This is a genomic window from Arthrobacter sp. efr-133-TYG-120 (assembly GCF_030209785.1).
Taxonomy (GTDB): domain Bacteria; phylum Actinomycetota; class Actinomycetes; order Actinomycetales; family Micrococcaceae; genus Arthrobacter.
The window spans coordinates 148966-166928 of sequence record NZ_JARVRI010000015.1 but is presented as its reverse complement, the minus strand read 5'-3'; the positions used below and the strand labels follow the sequence as shown (position 1 = coordinate 166928).

Here is a 17963-nt window from a genome sequence, read left to right as displayed (position 1 = left end):
ACCACCGCAACAACAAGGAAAGCGGTCCGCCTGGGAATCTCCAATCCCAGGCGGGCCGCTTCGTTCATGCGGGGGTGTTTAGTGTGCGAGCCGTCCCGGCCTTCCGGTCAGGCCGCTCAGATCCAGGACGGCATCCACATGCGCATCCGCCAGTCCTGGTAGCTGATCACTTCCGCCGTCCACACCGGATAGAAGAACGCCGACAACAGCACGGCAAGGACCACCACAAGGCCCACCAGGTACAGGCCGGAGCGGCGCCGCCATGGAGGAGCCCCGCTCCTGCCGAGCACCAGTCCCAATCCATAGACGAGGGCCAGCACGAGGAAGGGCTCGAAGGAAAGCGCATAGAAGTAGAACATGGTGCGCTCCGGGTACATGAACCACGGCAAATACCCGGCGGCGACCCCGGCCAGGATGGCCCCTGCCCGCCAGTCGCGCCGTCCCGCCCACCAGAACAGCACCACAAAGAGCGCAATCGTGGCACCCCACCAGACCACCGGGTTGCCGACCGACAGGATCGCCGAAGTGCAGTTGGGCAGATCGCAGCCGGGAGTGCCCGGCTTGGGGGACTCATAGTAGAACGATGTGGGCCGCCCCATGACAAGCCAGGTCCACGGACTCGCCGAATACGGGTGCGGCGAGCTGAGGCCCTGATGGAAGTTGTAAGCCTGCACGTGGTAGTACGCCAGGGAGCGCAACGGCCCGGGAATCCAGCCCCACGTGGCGGAAGGATTCGTGTCGGCCCAGTGCCGGTAGTAGGCGTCGTTGGAAAGGAACCAACCGGTCCAGGTCGACAAATACACGGCAGTCGCCGCGGGAATCATGGTGAAGAACGCCGGAATGCCGTCCTTGATGATGCCTGCGCTGGGCCAGCTCCGGATGCCCGCAATGCGCCGCGCGCTCATGTCCCAAAACACCGTCATCAAGCCGAAAGCAACAACGAAGAACAGCGCCGACCACTTGGTGCCGACCGCCAAGCCGAGGCAGACACCCGCCGCCAGCCGCCACCACCGGAATCCGAGCCACGGGCCCGAGGCGAGGTGCACCGCCGTCGGACGGCCGTCCTTGGCTCCGCCCGCCAGCGCGGCAAGCCGTGCCGCCAAGCGGCGTCGTCCGTCGTCGCGGTCCATCAGCAGGGCGCCAAAGGCGGCGAGCAGCCAAAACATCAGGAAGATGTCCAGGAGCGAGGTCCGCGACATGACCAGGTGGTGGCCGTCCACGGCGAGCAACAGTCCCGCCACCGCGCCCAGGATGTGGGAACGGAACAGCTTCAGCGCGATCAAGGCGACCAGGAAGATGGAGAGCGTGCCGGTCAGAGCCGCGGAAAACCTCCAGCCGAAGGAATTGTCCGAACCAAAGAGCCACATCCCGAAGGCGATCATCCATTTCCCTACCGGTGGATGCACCACGTACTCGGGGGAGTTGAGCAGGACGTTGGGGTTGCCCGCATTGAAGGCATCGTTGGCCTTGTCCGGCCAGCTCCGCTCGTAACCGCTGACCAGGAACGAGTAGGCATCCTTGACGTAGTAGGTCTCGTCGAAGACGAGGCTATGCGGGTCACCGAGGCGGACAAAACGCAGAATCCCGCCGATCACGGCCGTGATGGCGGGGATCAGCCAGAACCACAGCCTCAACGACGGCGGATAATCCCGCCAGCTCTGGATGGTTCCAATGAGCCGCGTCCGCAGGGCCTCGGCCGTGAAAGCCTCCCGGGGCCGTATCAACCAGGTTTGCGGGGCGGGGCGCACGGAGGTATCGGTCACTCAGCCCATGCTACCTTTTGCCTCCGGTAGCTCCCTGAAGGCCGGAGGCGGAGCCAGGGCATTAGGCTTGTTGGGTGACTGAACAGCTGAGCTCCCCGGATGAAACCACCGTTCCTGATTCGGCGGAGTCCCTTGAGGCGCACGCGCTTCCTGACCTGCCCGACGGCGTAGGCCGGATAGTGCTGGCTGCCACTCCCATCGGCAACGTTGGCGATGCCTCCAGCCGGCTCATCGAGTTGCTGCAGACGGCCGACATCGTCGCAGCGGAGGACACCCGGCGCCTGCATCGGCTCGTCCAGTCGCTCGGCATCACCGTGTCCGGCCGGGTCATCAGCTACCACGAGCACAACGAGGCCGCCAAGACCGAGGAACTGCTGGACCACGTCCGGGCCGGCAAGACCATCATCATGGTGAGCGACGCCGGAATGCCCGCAGTGTCCGACCCCGGCTTCCGCCTCGTGGAGGGAGCCGTGGCCGCCGGGCTTTTCGTCACCGCCTTCCCCGGCCCGTCCGCCGTGTTGACGGCCTTGGCGCTATCGGGGCTGCCCACCGACCGGTTCTGCTTTGAAGGATTCCTGCCCCGCAAAGCCGGAGAACGCAGCTCCCGGCTTGCGGACCTCGCCGACGAACGCCGGACGATGGTGTTCTTCGAGGCCCCGCACAGGCTTGAGCCAATGCTCCGTGCCTTGCACGAGCGTTTCGGCTCGGACCGTCGCATCGCGGTCTGCCGCGAATTGACGAAGACCTACGAGGAAGTCATTCGGGGAACCATCCGGGAATTGCTCGAGTGGGCCGAAAACAACGAGGTCCGCGGCGAGATCGCCGTCGTCGTCGCCGGCGCCCCCGAACAGGCGCCAGGCAAGCCTGAGGACCATGTTGCCGCCGTCAATGAACTCATCGCCCAGGGAATCAGGCTCAAGGAGGCGGTGGCCGCAGTGGCCGAGGACGCCCGCATCAGCAAGCGCGAGCTGTACTCTGCCGTGCTCGCGGCGCGTTAGGCCGTGCTTGCGGCGCGGTTGCTTCAGCCCCCACTCCGGGGCTGTGCAACTGCACAAACTCTTGCGCCCGCGGCAGTGCGCGAAGGCGTAGACACTGCTTCGCGGCGGGCAGTACCGTGACAGTAATTCCACAAAAATCAAGTGTTGGTGCATCGCTACAACGTGCGCTGACTGACGAAGGAGTCACTGTGACTGTTACCGCCGATCGCGAAAGCGAACTTCTCGCCTCCGTTCCAACGGGGCTGCTCATCAACGGCCAGTGGCTGCCTGCCGCGTCCGGCAAGACGTTCGACGTCGAGGATCCCTCCACGGGCAAGGTGCTTGTGAGCATCTCCGACGCCGGAGTGGAGGACGGCGCCGCGGCGATGGACGCTGCTGCTGCCGCCCAGGCTTCCTGGGCCCGTACAGCTCCGCGCGAGCGTGGCGAAATCCTGCGCCGGGCATTCGAGCTGGTCACGGCACGTGCCGAAGACTTCGCACTGCTCATGACCTTGGAAATGGGAAAGCCCTTGGCCGAAGCCCGCGGTGAAGTAGCTTATGGAGCCGAGTTCCTGCGCTGGTTCTCCGAGGAAGCCGTCCGCGTCAGCGGCCGCTACTCCGCAGCTCCGGACGGCAAGAACCGCATCCTCGTCCAGAAGAAGCCGGTTGGTCCCTGCCTCCTGATCACCCCGTGGAACTTCCCGCTGGCCATGGCCACGCGCAAGATTGCTCCCGCGGTGGCCGCCGGCTGCACCATGGTCCTCAAGCCCGCCAACCTGACCCCGCTGACCAGCCTGCTCTTCGCACAGGTCATGCAGGAAGCAGGCCTCCCCGCAGGCGTGCTCAACGTCATCCAGACCTCCACGGCCGGCGCCGTCACCGGGCCCCTGATCAAGGACGACCGCCTGCGCAAGATCTCCTTCACGGGTTCCACCGCCGTCGGACAGGCCCTCATGCGCGAAGCCGCGGACAAGGTCCTGCGCAGCTCCATGGAACTCGGCGGCAACGCCCCGTTCGTGGTCTTCGAGGACGCCGACCTGGACAGGGCTGTCGAAGGCGCCGTCGCGGCCAAGATGCGCAACATGGGCGAGGCTTGCACTGCAGCCAACCGCTTCATTGTGCATGACTCCATCGCTGACGCATTCGCCGACAAGTTCGCTGCCAAGATCTCGGCACTGAACACCGCGCGCGGTACCGAACCGGACTCCACGGTCGGCCCGTTGATCGACGGCAAGGCCCGCAACGGGGTGCATGCACTCGTGTCCGACGCCGTTGCCAACGGAGCGGTCGCCGTCACCGGCGGTGCCCCGGTGGACGGCCCGGGCTACTTCTACCAGCCCACCGTGCTCAAGAACGTGTCCGCGGACGCGCGCATCCTGAAGGAAGAAATCTTCGGGCCCGTTGCGCCGATCATCACCTTCAAGAGCGAGGATGAGGCCATCAAACTGGCCAACAACACCGAATACGGCCTGGTGGCCTACGTCTACACCAGGGACCTGAACCGTGGACTGCGCGTCAGCGAAAAGATCGAGACCGGCATGCTCGGCCTCAACGCGGGCGTCATCTCCAACGCTGCGGCACCGTTCGGTGGCGTGAAGCAGTCAGGCCTGGGCCGTGAAGGCGGTTTCGAAGGCATCGAGGAATACCTCACCACGCAGTACGTCGGCATCGCGGATCCCTACGCCGACTAGTAGGACTTCGGCGGACCTCTCGCAACGGGGAACTGCCGTTGAGTGAAAGGCAGGGCACCGAAACCTTTGGGTTCCGGTGCCCTGCTTTTGCCGTTCCAAGCCCAACTGATCCCCACCGCCACCCTCGCCTCGCAAGCTCGGCCAGGGAACCCTGGCGGCGTGGCCCCTCACTGTCGTTTTAGGCGCCCATAACGACAACAACTGCTAGTGAGTTGGGTCAGGGCCGCCAGCGGATGGAACTGAACAGCCTTTGCCAGGATGCTGCCGCACGGCGAGCCGCGGCGGTGGACATGCCACCCAGCCAACGGAAGGGCGTCGATAGGAGCTGGAACCACCGGGACATCAAGGATGGCGGGAACCAATCCGCACGGAAGGCCTCGAACCATGTGGCATTGCGCCGGAACGCCGCACGGACAGCCGCGATCCGGATCGGGGCCGGGTTCGCTTGCTCTGCCGCAGTGTCCGCAGGGACGCCCGCCGGGGGACCGTAGCGCTGCCGTTCGAAGTCGCCCGTGAGCGAGGCGACTGCGTGCTGCCCGGCGTCGTCGTCGGCTCCCGACGGCGACGCTGCCGCCACGGGCGCGCCGAGCACAGCCGAGTTGCTCAATCGGGCCGCGAAATGCCGCGGCGTTTCGCTCGGCACCGGCGGTACACCGTAATCCGTGGCGAGGTCCTGGAGCTCAGCCCACGCCAGGACCGGACCACCCGGCCTCAGGCGCCGCGCCCGGATGCCGGAGCGGACCAGCCGCGGGGAGGCCACCAACACCGCCAAAAGGAGCGCCGCTGCGGTGACGTACAAAATGGCCGCGGAACCGGTGCCCGTGCCCGATCCGACCCCCGGACCCGCAACGGGCGGTACAGCGGCGGTGCTCGGCGCGGGAGTCGAGGCACCCGGGGCCAGGTTTTCGTCATGCAGGTTGGTGCTCGGGCCGCCGGCTGCAACAGGGTCGCTCGCGTAGGGCGGGACGACGCCGCGGGAAGGGGTTGGTTCGAAGGCGACCCAACCGACTCCCTCGAAATAGAGCTCGGGCCAGGCATGGGCGTCGCGGGCATCCACCTGGTATTCGGGAAGGGGTTCCTGTCCCGCCACGGCAACTGTGGCCCCCGTGGCGTGGCCCGGCGCGTAGCCGACGGCGATGCGGCTCGGGATTCCCTCCAGCCGTGCCATGACGGCCATCGCGGAAGCGAAGTGCACGCAATAGCCGCTCTTCTGCTGCAGGAAATCCGCCAGCACGGACAGGCCGTTGCCGTCATAACCGCCCTGGACGGGAGCCTGCAGGGAGTAGCTGAACTGGGACGAGCGGAGATAGTTCTGGATCGCCATCGCCTTGGCATAGTTGCCGTTGGCGCCTGCCGTCACTGTCTTGGCGGTGTTCTTCACAATGTCAGGAACATTGCTTGGCAACTGGATGAAATCCTGCGAGATGGAGGTGGGCTTGGCATTGTCCTGGCTCAACGTCGCGGACGTCACGGAAGGCAGCGCCGAATATACCGTGTACTGCTGGTTCCGGGTGGTGCTGTCCTCGCCGCGGATGCTCAGTGTCTCGGGATCCCAGGACCAGCGTCCGCTCAGGCCGTTGACGGCGGTCGGGGCATAGGGGACCGGGAGATACGGGCTGGTGAACTGTCCGGTATCGACCACGGTCAATTGGCGGACCAGCTCGGCGGGGAGCGGGTAGTCGGGCGCCATCCGGCCAGGCCCGATGCGCCGGGAGGCTTCGCGGTCGTCCGGCGCCCAGGTATCGCCGTCGAACTTGTCAATGGTGACGGAACGCAAGTACACCGGGGCCGTGGAACTCGTGGCGTAGGTGATGCTGCCGTCACCGGTGGGATTCCGCAGGCTGTTGCCGAGCGTGATCATGGGATTCAGGCCGTTGGACACGCCCCAGGGATTCAGCCTCGAACCGACCGGAAACGTCCCGCGCTCAAAGCCCGGAACCGCCAACGGCAACAGCAGCCCCACCACCAGGGCCACGCCACCGATCACGATGGACCGTTTGAGCTGCCCCGTACCGTGGGCGTTGTCGGTCTGCAGCCTCGAGTCCGGTGCGAACCACTGGCTGCAGCCCAGGATCAGGATGAATCCGACGGCGGCAGCCAGGAATCCGGGCAGGCCGCCGCCTTGCGGCTTGATGGTCGCCGGGAACACGAGGACTACCAGCAGGCCCAGTCCACTTGTCGCGGGCATGCCGAGCGGGACGGCCAAGGCGTCGATGAGGATAGCTACCAAGCCCAGCCCCGCGCACGCAACGAAAACTATTCCGGCGTTCGGGGAGACGGGCGCCGTCTCAGATACCACCGTTTCGCCGGCCCGTTTCAGGAATTGGCCCAGCGTGTCAAGGGTCGCGCCGGAAGGAATGAAGCCCGCGATGCTTTCCGGCCGGAAGAACGTGAAGTCGAGGATGAACACCAAGGCGAGAAACCCGCCCAAAGTGGTGAGTACCGGGTGGACCCTCAAGGCACGAAGGACGGCGAGGGTCAATCCGACGACGAACACCGTGGTGATAGCGGGAACCAACCACGCCCAGCCCCTGAAAACCCCGTTGAGGGAGAACGAGGCTCCGAGTACGGCGAAAGCGATGGCCGCCGACATTGCCCAAGGGTAGGCTCCAGGTCCCGGCTTCCGCGGGGAAAGGGGCGCCCTTCCCGGACCGCTGGACCTTCCCGGACTATTGGAGGATGGGTCACTTGTCCCCGGCGGCTGCGGGCTCGGGGGCCGTCCCGGAGGGCCGTTCCTGGAGGTTGTGGTCATCGTGGCACCGCCGCTCCACGGCGGACGTCCATCGCTGCGGCAGCAGCTGCGAGGATCTCTCCCTGATCGAAGCCGGCCCAGGCGGCGGGAAGGTCCGTCCTCGAGCTCACGGCGACGGCACGCCATCCGCCCAGCTTGAGGGCTTCGATGACAGGTTGGACATGGCGCGGGTGGTCGGTAACCACGAGGGCAAATGCGTTGGCCCCATAGCCGGCGGCCGGCGCCAACGCCCGGGCCTCGGAGAGCGGCATGTTGCCCAGCAGCGCGAGAACGGGGCCACGGAGGCGGTGCGCGGCCAGCTTGTCCATCAGGTGGTCGTCGAAGGGGGCCTCTGCACCCTCGACGGCGGCGGTTTCTTTACGGCCGCGCTCGCCGTGGACGTGCCGTGGACCGCTGAGCTGGATGGCGGCGAGGCTTTCGGCAATGGACTGCAGGCCTCCCAAACCACTGAATTCCTCGGTTTCGGGATACGGGGCGGAGCGGGATGAACGGAATGCGGGGTGTCCCGCGGCATCCAGGAACCGCAGCGAATAGTTGCGATCGGCGAGGTGGGTGCTGATCGACATCGCCGCCGTCACGACCCATTCGAAGTTCTCGCTGCTCACCAGTTCAAAAGCGTCGTCGTGGGCAGGGCCGAAGACCGCGGCCGGGCCGGACACGAAAGCGGAATAGCGCTGGTCCAGTATGATGGTCGCCTCTGGCGTGGTGACGGATTCCTCCTGCCGCACCATGAGCTCTCCGTGCCGCGCTGTCGCGGCCCAGTGGACGCGTCGCATGGGGTCCCCGTGCCGGTATTCGCGGGTCATCACGTCGTCGTCACTGGGGTTGGCGCGGATCCGGGTGGCCGTCACGCCGTCGTTTCCGCGCGCGCCGGCCAGGCCGGTGGCGGGGAGTTCGACGGCGGCAGGCGTCACGGTGAGGATGTCGCCGTCGTCGATCTCGTGGCGGTGCAGCGACAAGCCGAAGGGATCGCAGAACTCGGCCGTCACCGGACCGATCTTGAACTGGCCGCGCTTGCCGGAACGCAAATGGTATTCATAGCGGCTGGTACCGCCGGAAGCGGCGCGGGCAGGAAAGCGAAAGGCCGGAGGTTCGCCGAAGCGCGGCGGCAACTGCTCCTCCATGATCACCGGCCCGGCGGCTGCACCGGTCCGTGCCACTGCCAACCGCACCGTGGCCGTGGAAGAGGTTTCCACGGAGGAGGGATGGAATTCGCGGAACACCTGGAAGCGCGGTTTGAGGATACGGACCCCGGCAAGCGATACCAGCGGCAGCACCAACAGCAGGATCCCCAGGGCCAGCAGATCCCGCCTGCCCATGATCTGGGCAAGCAGCAAGGAACCCACGCCGCTGGCAAGCAAGCCCCACCCACGGGTCGTGAACAGATGCTTCGGAAGTAGATCGACCAGCGCCATGCCTGCCCCCTTCTTCGCTTCCCTAGGCGCCGCGGCGTTCCGCGCCGGCGTCCTGGCTGACGGGGAGGGAGGCCAGGATGGCCCGGATGATGCTCTGCGGAGTGTCACCGGAACTCGCGGCCTTGCGGTCAAGGATGATGCGGTGTGCCAGAACGGACTCAGCGACGGAAATGACGTCGTCGGGAAGGACGAAATCCCTGCCGTCAAGGGCGGCCGTCGCTTTGGCCGCCCGCAGTAGTTGCAGCAGGGAACGGGGGCTGGCTCCGAGGCGCAGGCGTGCGCTGTCGCGCGTGGCCCGGCCCAAGGCAACCGTATATTCCTTGACCGATTGGGAAACGTAAACCTGCTGTACCGTGGCGATCATCGCGGCTACGTCCGCGGAAGTGACCACAGGGGTGACTTTGGCGAGGGGTGAGACAGCCTGATGCGTCTCGAGCATCTCGATCTCCGAGAGCTTGTCGGGGTAGCCCATTGAGATGCGGGCCATGAAACGGTCCCGCTGCGCCTCCGGCAACGGATACGTTCCTTCCATCTCGATGGGATTCTGCGTCGCGACAACCATGAACGGTTCGCCCAGCTGGTACGAATGGCCGTCCACTGTCACCTGGTGTTCCTCCATGCATTCGAGGAGGGCGGACTGCGTCTTCGCGGAGGCGCGATTGATTTCGTCGCCGATCACGATGTTGGCGAACACCGCACCCATCCGGAACTCGAACTGCCGCGAGGACTGGTTGTAGATGGAGACGCCCGTGACATCCGAAGGAAGCAGGTCCGGGGTGAACTGGATACGGCTGACCTTGCAATCGATGGTCCGGGCGAGGGTCTTGGCGAGCAGCGTCTTGCCAACGCCCGGCACGTCCTCCACCAACAGGTGGCCTTGGGCGAGGAGCACGGTGAGGGCAAGCGTGGCGGCCTCGGCCTTGCCGTCGATCACTTTGTTGATGGCCGCCAGGATCTTCTCGCTGGCAGCATGGAATTGCCCAGGATCCATGACGCTCGGCTTGTGCCCGTTAAGGGACTCGCGCTCAGGCGGCAAGGCAACCACGGCCTCGTCCCGTAGCAACTCTTCGTCAACGGTGCCGTGTCGCTTTGAGTCCATGGACAATCCCCTCAGCCATGACAGAAACCCCAGCCGGGCCGCGGTGCCCTGGCCGGGATATACCGCCTTTTGTACCAGACTACCCAGCCTAGGGCCGCCGCAGACAGAGGCATGTTCTTGAGGAATGGATACACGGGGGATTAGTTCGCGGTCCCGAAGGCATCAGCAGGGAAAGATAGGGTGGATCCATGTGCAATTCCCTCCCACCGGCTTCCTACCGCGCAACTGAAACCGGCGATTCCCGCAAGGAATACCCGCCGGCTCCCGAACCGCTGCCGGTCCCCGTGATGGACAACCACACGCACCTCGATTTCCGGCACGGCCTGCTCGAAGTAGCCGTCACGGATGCTTTGGACGCCGCCGAAGCCGTGGGGGTCCAGGGCGCGGTGCAGGTAGGTTGCGACCTTGAGTCATCGCGGTTCACGGTCCAGGCGCTGGACGCGGACCGGCGGCTCCTCGGAGCTGTCGCGATCCACCCCAACGATGCCCCCGTGTACGCGGGACGCGGAGAGCTGGAATCGGCGCTCGCGGAAATCGAGGAGCTTGCGGCGCATCCTCGGGTTCGTGCGATCGGTGAGACCGGCCTTGATTTCTACCGCACCCATGGCGACGGCCTGGTGCACCAGCGCCATTCGTTCCGCCGCCACATCGATATTGCGAAGCGGCTGGACCTCACCCTCCAGATCCACGACCGTGACGCGCATGACGACGTCGTCCAGGTTCTCCGGGAGGAGGGGGCCCCGGAGCGGGTGGTGTTCCATTGCTTCTCGGGCGATGAAGAACTGGCGCGGATCTGTAACCTGAACGGCTGGTACATGTCCTTTGCGGGCACCATGACGTTCAAGAACGCCGCAAATCTGCGGGACGCGCTGGCCATCGCGGATCCGGAACTGGTGCTCGTCGAAACGGATTCCCCGTTCCTCACGCCGCACCCCTACCGGGGCCGTCCGAACGCGAGCTACATGGTGCCGTACACCGTTCGTTCCATGGCCGAAGTGACCGGAACCGAGCTTTCCACGCTGTGCTCGCAACTGGCCCAAAACACCGTCGCAACGTACGGTTCCTGGGACTGAGCCGAATCCGGTTTACATACCCAGTATGTAAAAATCTTGGTCACTTTATAACGCTTCGGTTACAGTGGGTAACCAGTAGCCGGGGTCGGGGAAGGCCTTCGGACAACTAACTCCGTTCGCAATTGGTGTTTTCAGTTGAATTGAGTGTGGCGGCGCACAACTCCGCTGCAGTCCTCCAGCATGCTTCGGCAGGCATCCGGGACCGCGGCAGGAGGCCCCTGTGCGCTTTTCCCCGTGCCCGGATGGTCCAAAAGTTACGGGCAAACATGGTTAAGTTCTTCACCACGGGCGGCAAGTTCAGTTTCGTCAAAGTCGGTGCGCAGCTGCTGGTGCTTTCGGCACTGGTGCTGGGAGTGGTTGCTTTTACAGGCAACAACAAATCAGTCACCCTCAACGTCGACGGCAAAGTGAGTTCCGTCCAGACCTTCGGCAACACCGTTGACCAAGTGGTCAAGGCAGCCAAGGTCGATCTGAAGGCTGAAGACCGGGTATCCCCGGCCTTGGACGCCTCGGTGCAGAACGGTTCCATCATCAACGTCAACCTGGCCAAAGCCGTCACCGTCAGCCTTGATGGCGCCCAGCGGACGGTCAACACCACCGCCCCCAACGTCGAAGGCCTCGTTTCCGAGCTCGGCGTCGCGAGCGCATCGGCCGTCTCGCAGCCGAAAGACACGCAGCTGGCCGTCTCCGGATCCTACGTTTCGATCCTGACCCCCAAGACGATCAGCCTGATTGTCGACGGTCAGAGCTCGGCAAAGACCACGACGGCGGCCGACGTGGGCACCGTCCTCAGCGATGCCGGCGTCTCGCTTGGCGCCAACGACCGGGTTTCGCAGCCCAATTCGGCTCCCGTTGTCCAGAACATGGTGATCAAGGTTTCGCGGGTGGACACCAGCAAGACCGCCACCGAGACCGAGAACGTCCCGTTCGACACGGTCACGACGGAAGACGCCACCCAGTTCAGCGACCAGAAGACGGTCACCCAGGAAGGGGTCCTCGGGCTGCTCAGCAAGACGTTCAAGCTCGTCCTGGTGGATGGCCGTGAGGCTTCCCGGACGTTGGTCTCCTCGGACGTCACCGTCAAGCCGGTCTCCGCGAAGGTAACGGTCGGAACCAAGGAACGCCCCAAGCCCGCACCTGCCGCAGCTGTTGCCTCCGGACCTACGGGTGCGCCGAACGAGGCAATGTGGGACAAGATCGCACAGTGTGAGTCCGGCGGGAACTGGGCCATCAACACCGGCAACGGTTACTACGGTGGCCTGCAGTTCGACATCCAGACCTGGATCGGTTCCGGCGGTGGCGCTTACGCTCCCAACGCCGCCGCCGCCAGCAAGGCCCAGCAGATCGACATCGCCAACCGCGTCTACGCGCAGCGCGGCCTGTCTCCGTGGGGCTGCGGATGGGCAGCATCCAGCTAGGCAAAAATGAAAGTGGCCGGGTCCGGAATTTTTTTCGGGCCCGGCCTTTTCGCGTGCTGAAGCCAAGAGGCGGCGCTCCCGCCGGTCGCTCAGACGATACGATACCTAGGTGACTGAACCGAATTCCGAACCCGCCGCCGTCGCGCCCCTTCTGGGAGCTGCGGACATCCGACGGCTCGCCGAGGAAATCGGTGTCCGCCCCACAAAGACCCTGGGCCAGAACTTCGTCATCGACGGCAACACGATCAGGAGGATCGTCTCCGCCGCCGGTATTGATCCCGAGGAAACCGTGCTGGAGGTCGGCCCCGGGCTGGGTTCGCTGACGCTCGGCCTGCTCGACGCCGCCAAGACAGTTGTCGCCGTCGAGATCGATCCCGTACTGGCCGGCAAGTTGCCGGAAACGGTGCGCACGTGGCGCCCGGAAGCCGTGGACGAATTCCACCTGGTCCTCTCCGACGCCATGAAGGTCACCGAACTTCCGGTTCAGCCCACGGCTCTCGTGGCCAACCTGCCGTACAACGTCGCCGTCCCCGTGGTCCTGCACCTGCTCCAACATTTCCCGAGCCTGCAACACGGGCTGGTCATGGTCCAGGACGAGGTGGCGGACCGGCTGGCCGCGGGGCCGGGCTCCAAGATCTACGGAGTCCCCTCGGTCAAGGCCGCCTGGTACGGCCACATGCGCAAGGCCGGCGTGATCGGCATGAATGTCTTCTGGCCGGCCCCCAAGATCCACTCCGGCCTGGTGTCCTTCACCCGCGGCGCGCCGCCGGCAACGCACGCCACGCGCGAACAGGTCTTCGCAGTCATCGACGCCGCTTTTGCCCAGCGGCGCAAGACGCTCCGCGCGGCCCTCGCGACATGGGCGGGGAGCGCGGCGGAGGCCGAACGTTTCATTGTCGCTGCAGGCGTTGATCCGACTGCCCGCGGAGAGGTGCTCGATATCAACGCGTTTGTCCGGATCGCCGAGGCACGCCACCCCCTGGACGCATGAATCCGGCAATCGGCGGTGCGAACCGCGGGCGCTTCGTCGCACGGACCGTCCGCGTCCGGGCACCCGGCAAAGTGAACGTTTCCCTCAACGTCGGCCCCTTGCGGCCCGACGGCTACCACTCTGTGGCCAGCGTGTATCTCGCGGTGTCCCTGTACGAGGAAGTAGCCGCAACGAGCACGGAGGGGACCGGGATCACGGTCAGCATCGCTCCCTCAAGCACCTTGGACCTCGACGGTGTGGACATCCCGCTGGACGAGCGGAACCTGGCCTACAAGGCTGCCGCCATCATGAGGGATGTCTCGGAGAAAGCCACGGGCGTGCACTTGGAAATCACCAAGCGCGTCCCCGTCGCCGGGGGCATGGGCGGCGGCTCGGCCGACGCCGCGGCGACACTCCTGGCCTGCGATGCCCTCTGGAACAGTGGTTTGTCACGCGAAGAACTGGCCCACCTTGCAGCCGAGCTGGGCGCGGACGTGCCGTTCTCGCTTCTCGGAGGTACCGCCGTCGGGCTTGGCGTGGGCGACGAACTCTCACCTGCACTCGCGAAAGCGCAGATGGACTGGGTCCTCGTCTGCGCAGACTACGGACTTTCCACACCCGAGGTTTTCCACACCTTGGACAGGCTTCGGACCACCGAGGGACTCGACATCCCCGAGCCGCTCGAGGTGGACGCCAAGATCCTTCAGGCGCTGCGCGACGGGAATCCCGATGCCTTGAGCAAAGTTCTCATCAACGACCTCCAGCGCGCCTCGATCGAGCTGGCCCCGCAATTGCGGGACACCATAGGGATAGGGGAGTCCAGCGGTGCCCTGGCCGGGATTGTTTCCGGTTCCGGCCCCACCGTGGCTTTGCTTGCCCACAACCCCCGGGCGGCCGAGGGGCTCGCCGAGGATCTTCGGCACCTGGGACACAACGCCCTTGCTGTGCACGGCCCGGTTCCGGGTGCCCGAATCATCTCCGATACCCTTCTTTGACACGTCGCCCTGACTGTTCACACCAGAAAGTAGTACCCAGTGGCCCACCTGCTTGGCGGTGAAAACCTCACCGTTTCATTCGCAACCCGCACCATCCTCGACGGCGTAACCCTTGGTTTGGAGGACGGCGACAGGATCGGCATGGTCGGGCGCAACGGCGACGGCAAATCCACGCTGATGCGCTTGCTGGCATTGCGCTCGACGCCGGACTCCGGCCGCGTCACCAAACGCGGCGACGTCAACGTCGGCTACCTCGACCAGTCCGACGTGCTCGACGGCGACCTCACGGTCGGCGCCGCGATCGTCGGCGACCAAGCCGACCACGAATGGGCCGCGAACCCCAAAATCCGCGAGATCATGGGTGGCCTCGTGGCCGACGTCGATTGGCACGCCAACGTGCATGCCCTCTCCGGCGGACAAAAGCGCAGAGTCGCCCTGGCCAAGCTGCTCATCGAAGACCACGACGTCATCATGCTCGACGAACCAACCAACCACCTCGATGTGGAAGGCGTCGCCTGGCTTTCCCGGCACTTGAAGACCCGCTGGCGCGCCAACCAAGGCGCGTTCCTTGTGGTGACTCACGACCGTTGGTTCCTGGACGAAGTCTGCAACCGGACGTGGGAAGTGCACGACGCCATAGTGGACCCGTTCGATGGCGGTTACGCTGCCTACGTGTTGGCCCGCGCCGAGCGTGACCGCACGGCGTCCGTCGTCGAAAGCAAGCGCCAACAGCTGGTCAAGAAGGAGCTGGCGTGGCTGCGCCGGGGCGCCCCTGCGCGCACGTCCAAGCCCAAGTTCCGCATCGAAGCCGCCAACGAGCTGATCGCAGATGTTCCTGATCCGCGCGACTCGGTGGCCCTCAGCAAGATGGCAACCGCCCGCCTCGGCAAGGACGTGCTGGACCTTGAAGGCGTCTCCCTGGACTTCAAGGGGGACGACGCCGGCCGGAAGCTCTTCGACGACGTCACCTTGCGCTTGGCTCCGGGGCAGCGGCTGGGGCTGGTGGGCGTCAACGGTGCCGGAAAGTCCACTCTCCTGAGGCTCCTTAACGGCGAGATCACGCCGAGCTCCGGCAAGGTCAAGCGCGGCAAGACTGTTGTCACGGCGGTGCTCAGCCAGGACGTCAAGGAACTCGATGACGTGTCCGACCTTCGCGTGATCGAGGTCATCGAACGCGAGAAGCGCTCCTTCAGCGTGGGCGGCAAGGAATTCACGGCCGGCCAGCTCGTGGAGCAGCTCGGGTTCACGAAGGAAAAGCAGTGGACTCCCGTCACCGACCTTTCCGGCGGCGAACGGCGCCGCCTGCAACTTCTGCGTCTGCTTGTGGGCGAACCGAACGTCCTGATGCTCGATGAACCCACCAACGACCTCGATACCGACACGCTTGCCGCCGTCGAAGACGTCCTGGACGGCTGGCCCGGCACGCTGGTTGTTGTCAGTCACGACCGCTACTTGCTGGAACGCGTCACGGATTCCCAAATGGCACTCCTGGGTGACGGCAAGCTCCGCGGACTTCCGGGCGGCGTGGACCAGTACCTGGAATTGCGCGAAGCCGCGCTGGCGAGCGGCGCGGTGACCGGCGGCGCGTCGAGCGGCAGCGCGAGGCCGACGGCGGGAAGCGGCTCGAGTGCCGCAGCCTCCGGGCCCAGCGAAGCAGAGAAGCGCGAAGCCCGCAAAGACCTGAACAGGATCGACCGTCAACTGGGCAAAATCGCGCAACAAGAAGAGAAGCTCCACGTCCAAATGGCGGCCAAGTCCCAATCCGGCGACTTCGACGCCCTCGGCGAACTGAACACCAAGCTCCAGGAACTCCTCGACGAAAAAGAAGGCCTAGAGCTCGAATGGCTCGAGGCGGCGGAGATCCTGGGGGAGTAGGCGGGCTGGGACAGGCGCCGGCATCCTTTGCGGTTGCCTTTGGTGCCTGAGCCGGCGCTTCCGCGTCGCTTAGCGCGGAGGTTCCTTCCCAAAGCTCGCAAGCTCGCTTCGGGGCCCTCGGAACGCCGCTTCGACGCAAGAGGGTCCGCTCGCTCGCTGAGCGACCTCCCCGGCCCGTTGCGTCGCGATGCGCTCCTTTCGGAAGAACGGCCTCCGGCGGGGGTAAGTCACCTCGCGGGGGCGGACTGCCGGCGTCGTCCGCCAGCGGTGGGATGGGTAGGGGGCCGTGGAACTCGAGGCTCGAAGGAGACGGTAGGTCGTCGCGAACGAGCGAATCTCGACACCCAAATTTGCCCGCGACACAGATCGAGAAAATCGCTGCGCGGATTCCGGTGTCGAGCGGGATTTTGCGCGTCGACGGGGCACATCGGCGTCGGAGGTCCGGGCGCGGGTCGGAAATCGTTGCTGGGGAATCGGGGGCGATTCTCGACCCCCAAATTTGCCAGCGACGCAGAAAGTGAAATCCGATGCGCGGATTCCAGTGTCGATAGGAATTTTGCGTGTCGACGGAGCGCCTCGGCGTTGAAGGCCAGGCGCCAAACGGAACGATGGCAAGAGCGGTGCTGCGGGCCTTCGGGTAGGAGCGCATCGCGGCGCATCGGGGTTTGGAGGTCGCTCAGCGACCGCAGGGGCCCATTTGCGTTGAAGCGGCGTTCCGAGGGCCCCGAAGTGAGCTTGCGAGCTTTGGGAAGGAACCTCCGCGCTAAGCGACGGCGAAGGGCCGTTGCGCCGCGGAAGCGAGCACGGATGCGTGCGAAAGGCCCGTTGCGCCGCGGAAGCGAGCACGGATGCGTGCGAAAGGCCCGTTGCGCCGGGTGGGCGACCACGGAAACGCAAGCACGGAGGCGACCACGGCAACCGTGGACGCAACCGCAACCGCAACCGCAAAAGCCAACCAGACGCCCTAGCCCTCGCTCCGGAGTTCCGGCTCCTTTTGCAGGCCCGTCAGGCCGTTCCATGCCAGGTTGACCAGGTGGGCGGCTACCGCGCGTTTGTCGGGCTCGCGGTGGTCCAGCCACCATTGGCCGGTCATCGCCACCATGCCCACGAGCATTTGGGCATACATGGCGCCGTCGGCTGCGCTGAAACCGCGCCGGGCGAATTCGTCGGCGAGGAGGTCCTCTACGCGATCGGCCACGTGGGAGAGGAGGGTGGAGAAGGCGCCTTCGGGCTGGGAGGGCGGGGCGTCGCGCATGAGGATCCGGAAGCCGTCGCTCCGCTCCTCGATGTAGCCGAGCAAGGCAAGGGCCGCCTGTTCAACGAGGACGCGTGGTTTGGCTTCGGCGGCGAGGGACTCGTTGATGGCGTCGAGGAGGATCCGGAATTCGAACTCCACAACCTGGGTATAGAGGCCTTCCTTCGAGCCGAAGTGCTCGTAAATCACCGGCTTGGACACGCCCGCGGCGGCTGCGATTTCGTCGATGGTCGTGGCGTCCAGGCCGCGGGCGGCAAAGAGGCCCCGGCCAATTTCGATGAGCTGGGAGCGGCGCTGGGAGCCTGTCATCCGGGCACGGACAACCTGGGCTGCGGGTGGGTGGTTGATCACCCTGGAACCCGTCGACTGCCGGGGAAGTCCTGTGCTGTTGCTCACGCATCCATCATGCCTTATGGCAAGCGTGAAGCGGCCTCTGGAGTGCCCGCCAATACCGCTGGAAAGGACTCGGGGTTGCGCCAAGTCGCGAACACCGCGATGGTCATGGCAAACTAGATTCTTGTGTGTGCGACCCGGTCAATCGGGAACCCCGCGGACCTTGCGTCCGCAAGGGCTAAGTGCGCACGGTCCGCTCTGGTGTAATGGCAGCACCCCGGCCTTTGGAGCCGTGGAGTATAGGTTCGAATCCTATGGGCGGAACTTGTCGGTGGTCTGCCGGCGCC

12 protein-coding genes and 1 tRNA gene are annotated in these 17963 nt (G+C 65.4%); 8 read left to right on the top strand and 5 right to left on the bottom strand.

The genetic code is table 11. The features are described 5' to 3' along the window. Positions 1-116 precede the first annotated feature (116 nt). Positions 117-1763, bottom strand: a complete 1647-nt coding sequence (locus tag QRN51_RS10850) for a dolichyl-phosphate-mannose--protein mannosyltransferase (protein ID WP_284989840.1) — start codon at positions 1761-1763, stop codon at positions 117-119. A gap of 155 nt (positions 1764-1918) precedes the next feature. Between QRN51_RS10850 and rsmI the strand changes: the two genes are divergently transcribed. Together rsmI and QRN51_RS10840 are read left to right on the top strand one after the other, a co-directional pair. Further along, positions 1919-2761, top strand: a complete 843-nt coding sequence (gene rsmI / locus QRN51_RS10845) for a 16S rRNA (cytidine(1402)-2'-O)-methyltransferase (RefSeq protein WP_284989869.1) — start codon at positions 1919-1921, stop codon at positions 2759-2761. Between the two features lie 188 nt (positions 2762-2949). Then, positions 2950-4431 carry an NAD-dependent succinate-semialdehyde dehydrogenase gene (locus QRN51_RS10840; RefSeq protein WP_059387943.1) on the top strand — a complete coding sequence of 494 codons (1482 nt, stop codon included), beginning with the start codon at positions 2950-2952 and terminating at the stop codon, positions 4429-4431. Between the two features lie 217 nt (positions 4432-4648). Here QRN51_RS10840 and QRN51_RS10835 read toward each other — a convergent pair whose 3' ends face one another. The 3 genes from QRN51_RS10835 to QRN51_RS10825 all read right to left on the bottom strand — a co-directional run bounded on the left by QRN51_RS10835 (position 4649) and on the right by QRN51_RS10825 (position 9697). Further along, positions 4649-7024 carry a transglutaminase TgpA family protein gene (locus QRN51_RS10835; protein WP_350224969.1) on the bottom strand — a complete coding sequence of 792 codons (2376 nt, stop codon included), beginning with the start codon at positions 7022-7024 and terminating at the stop codon, positions 4649-4651. Positions 7025-7179: 155 nt separating this feature from the next. Next, positions 7180-8598, bottom strand: a complete 1419-nt coding sequence (locus QRN51_RS10830) for a DUF58 domain-containing protein (protein ID WP_284989836.1) — start codon at positions 8596-8598, stop codon at positions 7180-7182. Between the two features lie 22 nt (positions 8599-8620). After that, positions 8621-9697, bottom strand: coding sequence for an AAA family ATPase (locus QRN51_RS10825; RefSeq protein ID WP_284989835.1), 1077 nt, complete (start codon positions 9695-9697; stop codon positions 8621-8623). Positions 9698-9885: 188 nt separating this feature from the next. On the opposite strand from QRN51_RS10825, the gene QRN51_RS10820 reads away from it, so the two are divergent. The 5 genes from QRN51_RS10820 (at position 9886) to QRN51_RS10800 (ending at position 16028) form a co-directional block, all read left to right on the top strand. Beyond that, positions 9886-10770: a TatD family hydrolase gene (locus tag QRN51_RS10820; RefSeq protein ID WP_284989834.1), complete on the top strand. Its 885-nt coding sequence runs from the start codon at positions 9886-9888 to the stop codon at positions 10768-10770. Between the two features lie 266 nt (positions 10771-11036). Next, the gene (locus QRN51_RS10815) at positions 11037-12188 is read left to right on the top strand and encodes a resuscitation-promoting factor (RefSeq protein ID WP_059387941.1); all 1152 of its coding nucleotides are present in this window, start codon (positions 11037-11039) and stop codon (positions 12186-12188) included. A gap of 109 nt (positions 12189-12297) precedes the next feature. After that, positions 12298-13179, top strand: coding sequence for a 16S rRNA (adenine(1518)-N(6)/adenine(1519)-N(6))-dimethyltransferase RsmA (rsmA, locus tag QRN51_RS10810; protein ID WP_284989832.1), 882 nt, complete (start codon positions 12298-12300; stop codon positions 13177-13179). Beyond that, entirely contained in the window at positions 13176-14153 is a 978-nt protein-coding gene (locus tag QRN51_RS10805) for a 4-(cytidine 5'-diphospho)-2-C-methyl-D-erythritol kinase (RefSeq protein WP_284989831.1), read from the top strand. Before rsmA ends, QRN51_RS10805 begins: the two co-directional genes overlap by 4 nt. A 39-nt stretch (positions 14154-14192) precedes the next feature. Then, positions 14193-16028 carry an ABC-F family ATP-binding cassette domain-containing protein gene (locus QRN51_RS10800; RefSeq protein ID WP_284989830.1) on the top strand — a complete coding sequence of 612 codons (1836 nt, stop codon included), beginning with the start codon at positions 14193-14195 and terminating at the stop codon, positions 16026-16028. A 964-nt stretch (positions 16029-16992) separates the two neighbouring features. On the opposite strand, the gene QRN51_RS10795 is transcribed toward QRN51_RS10800, so the two are convergent. Beyond that, the gene (locus tag QRN51_RS10795) at positions 16993-17679 is read right to left on the bottom strand and encodes a TetR/AcrR family transcriptional regulator (protein WP_370872197.1); all 687 of its coding nucleotides are present in this window, start codon (positions 17677-17679) and stop codon (positions 16993-16995) included. 189 nt (positions 17680-17868) lie between these two features. Here QRN51_RS10795 and QRN51_RS10790 point away from each other — a divergent pair. Next, positions 17869-17940: transfer RNA gene (locus QRN51_RS10790), tRNA-Gln, on the top strand. Positions 17941-17963: the final 23 nt, after the last annotated feature.

What these genes read in the sequence shown, in the direction of transcription:
- QRN51_RS10830 (WP_284989836.1), bottom strand. Translation starts at nt 8,598, where the DNA reads ATGGCGCTGGTCGATCTACTTCCGAAGCATCTGTTCACGACCCGTGGG.
- QRN51_RS10825 (WP_284989835.1), bottom strand. Translation starts at nt 9,697, where the DNA reads ATGGACTCAAAGCGACACGGCACCGTTGACGAAGAGTTGCTACGGGAC.
- QRN51_RS10815 (WP_059387941.1), top strand. Translation starts at nt 11,037, where the DNA reads ATGGTTAAGTTCTTCACCACGGGCGGCAAGTTCAGTTTCGTCAAAGTC.
- QRN51_RS10835 (WP_350224969.1), bottom strand. Translation starts at nt 7,024, where the DNA reads ATGTCGGCGGCCATCGCTTTCGCCGTACTCGGAGCCTCGTTCTCCCTC.
- QRN51_RS10805 (WP_284989831.1), top strand. Translation starts at nt 13,176, where the DNA reads ATGAATCCGGCAATCGGCGGTGCGAACCGCGGGCGCTTCGTCGCACGG.
- QRN51_RS10820 (WP_284989834.1), top strand. Translation starts at nt 9,886, where the DNA reads ATGTGCAATTCCCTCCCACCGGCTTCCTACCGCGCAACTGAAACCGGC.